This window comes from Paenibacillus sp. FSL R7-0297 (assembly GCF_038009025.1).
GTDB lineage: Bacteria > Bacillota > Bacilli > Paenibacillales > Paenibacillaceae > Paenibacillus_AQ.
In genome coordinates this window covers 4,848,220-4,861,456 of the sequence record NZ_JBBPAQ010000001.1, presented here as the reverse complement: position 1 = coordinate 4,861,456, position 13,237 = coordinate 4,848,220, and the positions used below count along the sequence as shown (strand labels likewise).

Annotated in this window: 4 protein-coding genes and 1 pseudogene; all 5 read left to right on the top strand. The window is 50.3% G+C overall.

Features of this window, described 5'->3' with window-relative positions:
* Nucleotides 1-206 precede the first annotated feature (206 nt).
* The 5 genes and pseudogenes from MKZ24_RS21155 (at nucleotide 207) to ppsA (ending at nucleotide 13,233) form a co-directional block, all read left to right on the top strand.
* Nucleotides 207-1,011: pseudogene (locus tag MKZ24_RS21155) on the top strand (AAA family ATPase).
* 404 nt (nucleotides 1,012-1,415) lie between these two features.
* Nucleotides 1,416-2,018 carry a lysozyme inhibitor LprI family protein gene (locus tag MKZ24_RS21150; protein ID WP_340786084.1) on the top strand — a complete coding sequence of 201 codons (603 nt, stop codon included), beginning with the start codon at nucleotides 1,416-1,418 and terminating at the stop codon, nucleotides 2,016-2,018.
* A 376-nt stretch (nucleotides 2,019-2,394) separates the two neighbouring features.
* A complete protein-coding gene (locus MKZ24_RS21145) occupies nucleotides 2,395-8,790 on the top strand; it encodes a rhamnogalacturonan lyase family protein (protein WP_340786081.1) in 6,396 nt (2,131 codons plus the stop codon).
* A 272-nt stretch (nucleotides 8,791-9,062) separates the two neighbouring features.
* A complete protein-coding gene (locus tag MKZ24_RS21140) occupies nucleotides 9,063-10,334 on the top strand; it encodes a BNR-4 repeat-containing protein (protein ID WP_340786078.1) in 1,272 nt (423 codons plus the stop codon).
* Between the two features lie 277 nt (nucleotides 10,335-10,611).
* Nucleotides 10,612-13,233, top strand: a complete 2,622-nt coding sequence (gene ppsA / locus MKZ24_RS21135; RefSeq protein WP_340786075.1) for a phosphoenolpyruvate synthase — start codon at nucleotides 10,612-10,614, stop codon at nucleotides 13,231-13,233.
* The last annotated feature ends 4 nt before the right edge of the window (nucleotides 13,234-13,237 follow it).

Here is a 13,237-nt window from a genome sequence, read left to right as displayed (position 1 = left end):
CCAAAATACTACTCCTGACTTGAGTAGCTGTCAAGACTCCCGCAGCATAATTTTTCCCGCTCAATTCATCCTGAAGCTCCATTTAGGAGGATTAGACGCTCTGAGTGCCCCCGGTTGACAATACGGGGAGTAAGCAGGTATATTGATTTAAACGTAAAAATTACGAATAAATACTCATAATCCAGTTAAGGAGCTTCAACACAATAATGAATAAAAACAGCAGTAATCAGCGTCTTCCTAGAGCGAAGGGTATAGATATGGGGACGTATTTCACACCAAAAGAATGTGCCAGAAAAGTAAAGCAACTTGTACTGCCCCAGATGAACCGGAAGATTGTTGAGGAGTTCATTACTATACTCGGGATGAGGGCAACTTTCGAAGAACACAACGTACCCATTCCCAATAAAGTGGTCATGTATGGTCCGCCAGGTACGGGGAAAACATTGACCGCATTCTATTTGGCCCAGATGTTAGAGCTTCCGCTTATTCTGGTTCGGCTGGACGCGGTTATTCACAGTCATTTGGGGGAAACCGGCAGTAATATCCGCAAAATATTCGAATATGCCAAAGCAACACCTTGCGTCCTTTTCCTCGATGAATTTGATGCGATTGCCAGAACACGGGAGAGCAATGATGAGGTCAAAGAGATGGCACGCGCAGTAAATACCCTGCTGCAATGTCTGGATGACTTCGGCGATAGCAGTATTTTTGTAGCGGCAACGAATTTGGAGAATGAACTGGACCGGGCGATCTGGAGAAGATTTGATACGAAAATGACCTATTCCCTGCCGGATGAATCCAGCAGACGTCAATATATTGAACAATTGATTAACGGATTTGATGGTGAAGCAGGGTTGACTGAAGAGGTATGTGGGCGCCTTGCCGGATGCAGCTTTGCAGATATTGAACAGATTGTGCTGAAAGCCAAAACGGAAGGCAATTATAGAGCATAGCCCCTTAACACGAGAGCACATTGTGCTGTCCTATGAGGAATACAGTCCGTCCTTATAAAAAGATAGCGTGTAATTTGAACGTCCCGGATGATGCTTGTGCAGATCATCGGGACGTTTTGATTTGTGAGCGAGAAGGTTGAATGATGGTGCCCGGATTAACCGGAGCAGCAGTGATTGTAGATTCTGACGGTACAATATTATTAGTGAAGCATAGCTTCGGCAAAAACAACGGGGAAATCTGTGAATTTATTCAGAATGTAGATTGCAGGACCCGTACATAATTAGATTTGAATGAAGAGGATCCTGATAGGCGTTAAGCCTTTTGGGCTCTTCTTTTTATTATCCCAGGGTCGGTAATGATTAGTAAGCGGCAGTTACAGGTAATAAGTCTAGAGGCTGTTGATTCCAGCCGGATCTGTGAAGTATGCTAACTACTATACCAAACCGACAGGATGAGGACTTATGAAAAAAGCAATAATAACCACACTTTTGATCTCCAGTCTGCTGATAGGCGGCTGCGGCAATAATGAGGCCGGCAACGGCAATGCAGCGGCTCCTGAGCAGACCGGGGTGGAAACTTCTGCAGCACCGGAGATAACACCAGCAGCGACAGCCGTTGCCACTGTGCAGCCCGCTCCCGAAGCCACAACGACGGCAGCTCCCTCGCCGGAGACAACCGCTGAATCTACCCCGGAGCCGGAGGAGTCCACGCGTCAGGCCTATTTTGACAAACTGGATAAGATTGAAGAGGGGTTGTCAGACCTGAAGGCTCTGTCGGATGAAGGTACAACGCTTGCAATGACAGCAGCGGCCGTTCAGGAGAACGAACGGTGGGACAAAGCACTGAATGAGATTTATCAGGTGCTCAAGCAGCAGCTCCCCCAAGCAGAAATGTCTAAGCTGAAAGAGGAACAGCGTAACTGGATTACACTCCGCGATGAGACAGCGGCCAAAGCCGCAGCCAAATACGAAGGCGGGACAGCGGAGGGGCTGGAGTATGCCGCCACGCTGGCCGGGGTTACCCGGGACCGGTGCTATAAGCTGGTCGAGTTGTATATGAAGTAAGAACAGCAGGAGTATAGTAAGCGTACAGGTATAATTCCACTGGAAATCCTGACAGGTAGTTTGCCTCTCAGGATTTCTTTTTTTTGTGCCTGTAAGAATGATTTATAACGTGAACTATATAAATCCTTATATTTTAAAATAGTCGATTCTGGGTTGAAAGTGCGTTTTTTTGAGCAGAATTGAATCCCATTATTTGATACACTTGTGCATATTTGGTGGGACATAATGAAAGGGGATGATAACCTCTGGCTGAGCGGGTATAGCATATTTAAGTTAAGAGGACTGCAGCAGGTATGTTAAATGACAACTATGATGTGAACGTACAAGTTTCCCCCGATTTCTAAATGAGTTTAGAATAATAGGAGGAGTTAAGTACATGGGCAAAAAAATAATTTTCGTCAAAAAATCACTGTTCGCATTCTTATTATCATTACTACTGGTTATCCCGCTTGCCATTCCGGCATCTCCGGTACATGCAGAATCAACGGGCAGTCTTCCCGCACGTCAGGCTGAATATCTGAACCGGGGATTAGTAGCGGTCCTGGTTGATAACGGTGTCTACTTAAGCTGGAGGTACTTGAATACGGATTCAGATGAAATCGCTTTCAATATATATAAAAACGGCTATAAAGTAAACTCAGCTCCGATCAGCGGCTCCACCAATTACGTGGACGCGACAGGCGCAGACAGTTCCCAGTATCAGATTTCCACCGTCATTGCTGGTAAGGAAGAGATGCAGGCGGAGACCGTATCTGTGCTGCACAACGGCTATATGCCCATTCCGCTGGATAAACCGGCTGACGGCCGCACCAAAGACGGCGGCACGTATTCCTACTACGCCGGAGATGCTTCTGTAGGAGATTTGGATGGCGACGGTGATTATGAAATCGTTTACTTGTGGAGTCCGAGCAATTCCAAGGACAATTCACAGGCCGGGTATACCGGCAACGTCTATATCGATGCCATTGAAATGGATGGCACGAAGTTATGGCGAATAGACCTGGGTGTTAACATCCGCGCCGGAGCCCATTATACACAACTGATGGTGTATGATCTGGACGGCAACGGCAAAGCTGAAGTCGTCGTCAAAACAGCGGACGGCACGAAGGACGGCCAAGGCACAGTTATCGGTGACGGTACGAAGGATTACCGCAATGAGAGCGGATATATCCTCTCCGGAGCAGAATATCTGACGCTGTTTGACGGTCAGACCGGAGCAGCCGTATCCACCGTGAATTACGACCCCCCAAGAGGGGATGTAAGTGCGTGGGGGGACGGATACGGCAACCGCGTAGACCGCTTCCTGGCGGGGATTGCCTATCTGGATGGCGTGAAGCCAAGCGTAGTCATGGCCCGCGGCTACTATACACGCACCACGCTTACCGCATATGACTATATTGGCGGTCAACTGGTAAAGCGCTGGAACTTTGATACCAATGAAGCCGGATCGCAGTATGAAGGACAAGGAAATCACAATCTAAGCGTGCTTGATGTTGACAGTGACGGTAAAGACGAAATCATGTACGGATCCCTGGCGATTGATGATGATGGAACCCTGATCTACAGTACCGGACTCGGCCATGGCGATGCGATGCATGCCGGCAAGCTCGATCCGGGCCGGGAAGGTTACCAGATCGTGAGTGTGCATGAGCATACGAACGCTGAATACGGGCTGGAGATGCGTGATGCTGCAACGGGTGAGATTATCTGGGGCCAGTATACCGGTAAGGATACCGGACGCGGAATGTCCGCGGATATTGATCCGAACTACCCGGGATATGAATCATGGGCAGCCACGATTGTTGAGGGTCAGATGGACCCTTTATCCCGCGGATATGCGGCTAATGGAGAGGTTATTTATGAACAGAATGAAGTGCCGCGAAGCGCCAACTTTGCGGTCTGGTGGGACGGGGATCTTCAGCGGGAGCTGTTCGACCATGAATGGAATAACACTACAGCGAAAGGCATTCCGCTCGTTTACAAGTGGGATTATGAGAATAAGCAGCTGAAGGAGATTTTTCGGGCAACCGGTACCTTGACCAATAATCATACCAAAGGAAACCCTGCCCTTCAGGCGGATATCCTGGGTGATTGGCGTGAGGAGCTGCTGCTGCGCAGCGAAGACAGCTCGGAGTATAGACTCTATACGACAACCATTCCTACGAATTACAGGATTCCTGCGCTGATGCAAGATCCCGTATACCGTTTAGGGATAGCCTGGCAGAATGTCGCCTATAACCAGCCGCCGCACACCGGATTTTATCTCGGAACGGAAGCGACCGAATTCCCTAAAGCGAATGTCACTCTAACCGGAGCACAAGGAACACCTCAGCAGGTCTATCACTTTGACTTCGGTACGGACCCGGCTGCCGGAGCAACAGCAGTTCAGGATACACCTTACACAGAGGCAACCGGATACGGCTTTGAGAGTACAAGCGGAATTACACTGCGCGCAAATCATGTTTCGCTTCCGGACAACACGAAGTTTGCTGTTGACCTGCCGAGTGCCAATTACAAGGTAACACTGAAGCTTGGTGCTGATGCCCGGGATTCCAATATCGGCGTCAAATCTGAATTTGTTCAAAAGCTGGCCGTCACTGGTGTAAGCGCGGGAGCACCTCTGGTCTACTCGTATGATATTGCGGTGGTAGACGGTCAGCTGGAGCTCATTTTCACTGGCACAGCCATCGACGTGCAGGAAATCATCATCGAGAGGTACCCGGAGAAGACGCCGGGAGCTGCAAAGACGATCTATATGGCCGGCGATTCCACGATGCAGTCTTATAGCAGTGCGCAGGCTCCTCAGGAAGGGTGGGGCCAGCAATTCGGACGATATTTTGCGAATGGTGCGGTGGTCCAGAACGATTCGATCGGCGGCAGAAGCAGCAAATCATTCATGGTTGACGGCCGTCTCGATACGATATTGCAGCGGATCAAACCGGGAGATTTCTTCTTCATTTCCTTCGGCCATAACGATGCCAGCATAGGAATTCCTGACCGCTATGCGTCCCCGGCGGATTATAAAACTTACCTGACCCGTTACGTGAACGGAGCCAAGCAGCGCGGTGCAACCCCTGTCCTGCTTACGCCGGTAGGACGAAGAGACTTCAATACAGTCACTCAGGAATTTAACGTAAGCTTCCCCGAATATGTGAAGGCGGCCAAAGAAGTAGCGGCTGAACTGAATGTACCGCTGATCGATTTGAGCCAGTTAAGCATTGCGGATTACAATCGTATCGGCCTGGCGGCTACGGAGAAAATCTTCCTGTACGCTAATCCCGGCGAATATCCGAAGTACCCGAACGGCGTAGGGGATAATACGCATTTCAGCAGCTACGGTGCGCAGGTTATTGCCGGTCTGGTAGCCGGTGCGGTGAAAGACATGGGATTAACCATATCACCGTTAGTAATCGATCCGGACATTACGGAACCGGAGCCAGAACCGGAGGTTCAGGTCTATGAGGAGAACTTTGAGGGTGATCCGGCTGCCGCTCAATATTCAATGGTGAATGCCACGGGTATAGCCGGGACAATGACAGGCACGGTCACCGAGCTAAGCGGAAACAAGGTAATGTCAGTCACCGGTTCCGGTTCCGGGAATCGCGCGAAAGTGTTCCGGTTGTTCGATGCGGTGAACGGGGACATCGTTAATGTTAATTTCAACTGGCATTCCGGCAACGTAGGTGCTACCCCGTCAGAGGGACATCTGACCTTGCAGGATGCAAACGAGAATATCCTTCTCACACTGTTAACAAAAACAGGAACAACCAGTCCTGGTACAAAAATTCATTATTTTGTAGGCCCATACACACCTGACTACGGAACGGGCACCACAGCTGTTCCAGATGGCGGAATTGCAACGGACATTCTGAAGAACCAGTGGGTCAATGCCAATGTGAAGATTAATTTTGCCGAGAAGAAGATTGATCTGACATTGACGAGTCTGGCTGAGCCCACTGTCACTCAGACGATCAAGGATATCCCGATGAGCCCCGGCGTTTATGCCAATAACGTAAGGGGATTCCGGTTCCTGGGAACGAGAAAGGGAGGCGGCGGCACGCTGAGCTGGACCACGCAGATCGATAATGTGAAGCTCGAAGGCAAGATGCTTCCACCGGTTGCAGGCGATCAGGCGGCATTGATTACGCTGCATCAAGAAGTGAAAGCTTTGGATCTGTCAACCTATACGGACACATCCATAGCTGTGCTGAATAAAGCTTTGGCAGTTGTGGAAGCAGTGCTGGGTACAGCTGCTACACAGGCTCAAGTCGACCATGCAGTGAACCTGCTGACAGTCGCTAGGGAATCACTGACCAGTAGCCCGGCTGGTGATATCAGCGTATACAAATTTGATTTCGGCTCCGGAAGCGCTGCCCAAGGATACACCAGAGTAGATTCCAAAAGGGCTTATATTGAAGGGAATGGCTATGGCTTTACGGATACCGCGCTGGTACAGGATGAGAACCGCGAAACCGGAAATGCGCTGACAGAGGATTTCATCCGCATGAACGGCAGCAGCCTCCTGGTTGAAATGAAGCCGGCTAATTACCGTGTAACCATGACCATTGGCGATGCACAGGAAGCGACTAACGCTGCTGTGGTTGTCGAACAGATGACCAAGGTGCCGGTTACATCCGTGCCGAAGGGTGAATTCAAGGAATTTACGTATGACATTGCCCTGATTGACGGAGTCTTTGACTTTACGTTCTCCGGCAATTCGCCGAAGATCAATGCGCTGAAGATTGAGCGGCTGCCGGAGACCGGTGCGGCTGACCAGCCGACTCTCTATCTGGCAAGCGATTCCACGGTCGCCAATTATGCCGAAAGCTATCGCCCGCAGGCTGGATGGGGTGAGACGCTAGGCGGTTATTTCGATCTGGAACAGATTCGTATTGATAACCGTGCTGTCAGCGGTTTAAGCAGTAAGACCTTCCTGGTTGGCGGATATCTTAACGATATTCTGTTGGGTATTCATGAAGGTGACTATCTGTTCATGCAGTGGTCGCATAATGATTCCACACCGTCCCGGCCGGAACGTTATCTTACACCGGAGCAGTTCAAGGTGTATCTGAAAGATTACATTAACGGTACTGTGCAGAGAGGCGCAATTCCGGTGCTGGTCACACCGGTGAACCGGCGCGATTTCACCGGAGAAGTATTGAACAAGAGCTTCCCGGAATATGTGCAGGCGATGAAAGAAACGGCACAGGAGACTGGAGCCCTTCTGATCGATCTGAATCAAGCCAGCTGGGAATCTTTCCAGGAGCTTGGGCCGGAAGGTACCAAATCCATATTTATGTGGGTAGGTACAACCGAGGACAACACACATCTTCAGATGAACGGTGCGGTAAAGGTATCCGGGATGGTCGCAAAGCTTGTGCAAAAGCTGGACATTCCGCTCTCTAGTATGGTTACCCTTGAAGAAGAGCCTTCGGATCAGACAGCGCCGCAGACTACAGCGGCTATGGCAGGAGAATTGCAGAACGGGTGGTATACTTCAGCGGTAGAAGTAACGTTTACCGCAACGGATGAAGATTCTGGAGTCGATTCGACTTACTATCAAATCGACGGCGGGGAGATCCAGACCGGCACGAAACTGACGATAAGTGATGAGGGCAAGCACACCGTCACTTACTGGAGCGTTGACCTGGACGGCAATAAGGAGGCTGAACAGACACTTGCAGTACCTGTGGATCTCGCCCCTCCGGACATCGATATTCAGGGACAGCCGGAATACACGATTGACCAGCAGGTAGAGATTATTTATACAGCTTCCGATACCGTGTCCGGTGTGGCAGAACCAAGCGGTGTGCTGTTGAACGCTCCTGGTTATACGCTGGAGCCTGGCTTGCATGAGGTAACAGCTACGGTCTTTGACTTGGCGGGCCGGGAAACGAGTGTGGATTTCAGTTTCGGTATTTCGGCTACCTTTGCAAGTTTGGCTGAACTGACACGTACCTTCGCAGCTGCTTCGGATGATCCGGATGCAGGGGCACTTGCCGAAGAGCTTAGCGGCAAGCTGCAGCAGGCAGAACTTGCAGCGGGTGCACATGAAGGTGCGAGAGCACGCCACCTGCTAGCAGCCTATGGCAATGATGTCAATACCGGCAGAAATACGGTATTTACAGCGGAACAGGCAGATGTACTGAGTAAGTGGGCAGCATGGATCAGCCAGGGAACGCCACTAGCGGACAGTGCTCCCGGTACTCCTGTATTGTCTGACAACAACGGCCATGATACAGGGCTGAGAGACGGAGATTACGCCATCACCATGAATCTCTGGTGGGGTAACAACGGCGCAAAGTTCAAGCTGTATGAGAACGGTGAGTTGATCCATGAAGTATCTCTGGCAGACCAGTCACCTGCCGCCCAGTCTGTACAGATCGATATTGCCGGCAAACGGAATGGTACGTATGTCTATACAGGCGAACTGAGCAATTCACTCGGTACAACGAAGAGCGCCCCGCTGAGTGTAACAGTCTCGGATGCCTCTCCAGGGCAAGCCGTATTGTCTAACGACAACTGGGACGGGGACGGCAGCTATAATGTAAGTATGAATCTGTGGTGGGGGACGAATGCTACCGGATATGATCTCTATGAGAATGGAATTCTGGTAGATACCCAAACCCTGCGGGCACAGACACCAGGTGCACAATCGGCAGTCACTGCAATTTCCGGCAAAGCACCCGGGACCTATGAATACGAGGTGGTGTTACGCAACCCGGCGGGTGAAACCAGAACGCCGAAGATGATCGTCACGGTACGGAAATAGACTGGTCAGGCTGATAGACTGGCAGATGTTTAAGCTTCAAATTCAGGAAAGTCTGCGACCCGGACTTTCCTTTTTTATTTAGATTTGCAATCCCTCTATACAGTAATCTTGCAAAAGTACAGTAACATTTCCCGCTTCCGCGTGCTATTCTTGGGCCAGAAATACTTGAAAAAGCCTAAGGAAGGAGGTACGTCCGACAAAATTGAATACGTTTACATGGATAGTTAATATTGCGCTTTGTAAGAAGCATTTATCTGAGGGAGGCGGAAGGGTTGAAGAAAATAAAACAATGGAAGCTCGGACTCATGATGACGGTGCTGATGCTGCTGATACCGGCGGGAACCGGAAGCGCAGCCACTGTGCTGGAAGAGGTGCCTTTTCCGATGGATTCCAGCAATCAGGCTGGATGGTGGTCTCCCCTTGCCACGTATGGACTGGGTTATGAGTATGCGTACATGGCCTATAATGCACCGGGAACTATTGCCGGTAAACATACCGTAGCCATTGCCAGACGGGATAACGATGGGATTTGGAGCAAGCTGCCGCTCATGAATGGTGCCGTGCCTGCAGAATATACGGATGATCTGGGGCATAATCAGCCGTCCATGGCCAGAGACGGGAGCGGCCGGTTCCACGTATTCGCCTCCATGCACAGTAATCCGTGGCAGTACTTCCGCTCGGATACGGTAGGAGGGATTCCGCAGAATCACTCCGATGAGCTGCCTCAAGGCATGACGGTAACCTATCCGGTATTGGCGACGGCTCCGAACGGTGATTTGTATTTAATGGTGCGTGTTGATAAAGATCCGGCAGGCAAAAGAGAGGCTGTTCTGTTCCGCTGGAATAATGCCGAATCTGTGTGGAGCCAGGTCAAGGTGATTGCTGCGCACCTTAACCGGTCTGTCTACCCTGACGAACTGGTCTTTGATGCGAGCGGAGATCTTCATATCTTGTTCGAGTGGGCGTATTTCGCAGCCAGTCCTCTGCGCCACCAGCTGTCTTATCTGAAATATAGTCCTTCCACGGGGGTATTCTCCAAAGCAGACGGAACGCCTGTGTCAGCTCCGGTCTCACTGACTACCGCGGATATTGTGCAGCCTATGGCTCCTGCTGAAGCCTATGTACAGAGTGGCAGCGATCCCGGCGGACCGGGCGTTCAGAGCGCAAAGATGACGCTTGATACTCTTGGCCGCCCGGTTATCGCCTACCGCTATCGTGAAGAAGGAGCCACGAGCTTCTCGGTTAAGCAGGCAACGTATGGCACAGGAGGCTGGGCGCTGCAGACGGTCTATAATGCAGCTCCGACTACAGCCGCGATTGATGTGACCTGGGCAGGCAATGCCGCAAGAATCTATTACGTGAAAAGCAGCGGCAGCGATCGTGCATTGATGGCCGTAAATACGGGCACAGGCTGGACCGAAACATCGCTTGCGCCGGGTATCCCGGTCGAGCGGCTGGCGGTAGAACGCAGTCCCAAGGGTATCGATGTCCTATATCTGGTGGATGTGACGAACCTCAAGCTCTATTACGGGCGTAACGAATAGACGAATAGAGGAGGACTCAGATTCCTTTATTTGTGTTAATCAGGCGTTATTCGCAGATCCTCAGTCCGCTTCAATATAACTTGCCATTCGTCAAAAAAAGAACCTGAGCTGCAGCTCAGGTTCTTCATATTGCATATATACATACACGATGATATAATCATTTCACAACTATACTAGTTTCTGTAAACGTAGTTAATGCATCTTATATATTAAATATAACATGCCGGAAATTTCTTGTCAAATATTTTTTCAAGTCAATAGTTAGGGGAGATACGGAATGGATGCATTGGTTCTGGGTTTTGAGGAAACGGATAGTACGCAGCTGCTGCTGGTTGGCGGAAAGGGGTTAAATCTGGGGATGCTATCAGGAATAGATGGCATCCAAGTCCCCGAAGGCTTCTGTGTTACAACCGCCGCTTATCAGGAGGCAATCTTGCATAACGAAACCTATCATGTTTTACTGAACCGGCTAACCACGCTGCGGGCGGACAACCGGGAGCAGATTAGTGAAATCAGCAGGGAGATCCGCCGGATTATTACGGAAGCAGAAATTCCGTCCGGGGTTGTAACAGCAGTTACACAGGTTCTCTCCCGGCTGGGTAGTGAACAGGCTTACGCGGTACGTTCCAGCGCGACTGCTGAGGATCTGCCGTATGCCTCTTTTGCCGGCCAGCAAGACACCTATTTGAATATTATCGGCGTTGATGCCATCCTACAGCATATCAGCAAATGCTGGACATCGCTGTTCACGGAGCGCGCGGTAATCTACCGGATGCAGAATGGTTTTGACCACAGTCAGGTCTATTTATCGGTTATCGTTCAAAGGATGGTCTTCCCGCAGGCTTCAGGCATTCTGTTTACCGCCGATCCGGTTACGAATAACCGCAAGCTGCTGTCCATTGACGCCAGCTTTGGACTTGGAGAAGCATTGGTCTCAGGCCTGGTGTCTCCCGATTGCTATAAGGTGAAGGAAGGCGAGATCACCGATAAGCGGATTGCAGCCAAAAAATTGGCTATCTACGGACTGCCGGAAGGGGGGACCGAAACCCGGCAGCTTGATTCCGGACAGCAACAGGCGCAGACGCTTACGGAACAGCAAATTCTACAGCTGGAACGTATTGGAAGACAAATCGAGGCTTATTTGGGCTCACCCCAGGATATTGAATGGTGTCTGGCTGATGATACCTTCTATATTGTGCAGAGCCGGCCCATCACCACGTTATTCCCGATCCCTGAAGCCATTGATCAAGAGAACCGCGCTTATGTATCTGTAGGTCATGGGCAAATGATGACAGATGCTATGAAGCCGCTGGGACTGTCTTTTCACCTGTTAATTACTCCTGCTCCCATGCGTATAGCCGGCGGAAGACTGTTTGTCGATGTCACCTCCTATTTGGCTTCGCCCGCCAGAATGATGATCATTGATACCTTGGGGAAATCTGATCCGCTCGTCAAAGACGCGCTTATGACGATCGTGGAGCGGGGAGATTTCATACAAATCTCACCGCAAGTTGAAGCGGCGGCGCAGTCCGGAAAAAGCAATCCGGGTAAGCTGCCGGCAGGCGATCAAACACCTGCCGGCAGCGATCCGGCCATCGTTGCGGAGCTGATCAAGAGTAATGAAGCATCGGTAGAAGAGCTGAAACACAACATCAAGACGAAATCAGGCTCGGCTCTATTCGAGTTCATCCTTGAAGATATCGAGGAACTGAAGAGGGTTCTATTCAACCCGCAAAGTACGGCAGTGTTCATGGCCGCAATGGATGCTTCCGCATGGATTAACGAAAAAATGAACGAGTGGTTAGGTGAAATTAACGCGGCTGATACCCTTTCACAATCGGTGCAGAACAATATTACTTCGGAAATGGGTCTGGAACTGATGGACGTCGCAGATAAGATTCGTCCTTACCCGCAGGTCATTGATTATTTACAGAGTACACAAGAGGAGGACTTCCTGGAGGGACTGAATAGCTTACAGGGCGGGCAAGAAACATATGACGCACTAAATAATTATCTCAGCAAATACGGAATGCGGTGTACCGGAGAAATAGATATTACCAGAACCCGTTGGAGCGAGAAACCGGCGATACTGATCCCCATGATTCTTAGCAACATCAGGAACTTCGCACCGGGTGCAAGCAGACAGAAATTTGAGCAGGGACGGCAGGAAGCTTGGGATAAAGAACAGGAGCTGTTAGACCGCTTGAAGCAGTTACCGGATGGAGTACACAAAGCCGAAGAAGCCAAAGTGAAGATTGACCTGGTCCGGAATTTCATCGGTTACCGGGAATATCCTAAATACGGCATGGTTAGCCGTTACCTGGTTTATAAGCAGGCGTTACTGAAGGAAGCCGGACGGCTCGTTCAAGCAGGCGTTATCCGCGATACAGAAGATATCTACTACCTCAGCTTTGAAGAGCTTCACGAAGTCGTCCGCACGAATACAACCGATTATCAGCTCATCAATAAACGTAAAGATGATTATAATTTATATGTCAAGCTCACTCCCCCGCGTGTGATTACCTCTGATGGAGAAATCCTGTCAGGCCAGTACAAACGGGATCAACTCCCGGCTGGCGCTATGGCAGGTCTGCCTGTTTCCTCGGGAGTGGTTGAAGGCAGGGCACGTGTGATCCTCAACATGGAAGAGGCTAATTTGGAGGAGGGTGATATCTTGGTCACCTTGTTTACCGACCCCAGCTGGACCCCGTTGTTTGTCTCCATCAAAGGCCTAATTACTGAAGTCGGCGGACTAATGACCCATGGTGCAGTAATCGCACGGGAATACGGTTTACCGGCAGTTGTCGGAGTGGAGAATGCCACCAGACTCATCCAGGACGGGCAACGCATCCGCGTGCATGGAACCGAAGGGTATGTTGAAATATTATATATACAGTAATCAT

What these genes read in the sequence shown, in the direction of transcription:
- MKZ24_RS21150 (WP_340786084.1), top strand. Translation starts at nt 1,416, where the DNA reads ATGAAAAAAGCAATAATAACCACACTTTTGATCTCCAGTCTGCTGATA.
- MKZ24_RS21145 (WP_340786081.1), top strand. Translation starts at nt 2,395, where the DNA reads ATGGGCAAAAAAATAATTTTCGTCAAAAAATCACTGTTCGCATTCTTA.
- ppsA (WP_340786075.1), top strand. Translation starts at nt 10,612, where the DNA reads ATGGATGCATTGGTTCTGGGTTTTGAGGAAACGGATAGTACGCAGCTG.